This is a genomic window from Pseudoalteromonas sp. SANK 73390, assembly GCF_054966645.1.
In genome coordinates this window covers 1-375 of the sequence record NZ_ARPN01000067.1, presented here as the reverse complement: position 1 = coordinate 375, position 375 = coordinate 1, and the positions used below count along the sequence as shown (strand labels likewise).

Here is a 375-nt window from a genome sequence, read left to right as displayed (position 1 = left end):
GAGAATTTAACTTCTCAAAGAGAAACACACTTAATACTCAGGATATACCTGAAGTACGTTTATCTTTAAAAAGTAAAGTGGTGGAGCTAAGCAGGATCGAACTGCTGACCTCCTGCGTGCAAGGCAGGCGCTCTCCCAGCTGAGCTATAGCCCCACAATACTGGTATGTACATTGTTTGTAACCAAAGCTTCTTGTTGAGGCAAGGTATAAAGTGAGGGCGTTTAGTCAACTAAACTACTAGCTTTAAACGTTAGCATCGCTAAGAAGTGGTGGGTCTGAGTAGACTTGAACTACCGACCTCACGCTTATCAGGCGTGCGCTCTAACCAGCTGAGCTACAGACCCAAACAATGTTTGTGTTCTCTAATTCTAATC

General features: G+C 43.7%; 2 tRNA genes. Both read right to left on the bottom strand.

What is annotated here, in order from left to right:
• Positions 1-78: 78 nt before the first annotated feature.
• Positions 79-154, bottom strand: a tRNA-Ala gene (locus SANK73390_RS09525).
• A 114-nt stretch (positions 155-268) separates the two neighbouring features.
• Positions 269-345, bottom strand: a tRNA-Ile gene (locus SANK73390_RS09520).
• Positions 346-375: the final 30 nt, after the last annotated feature.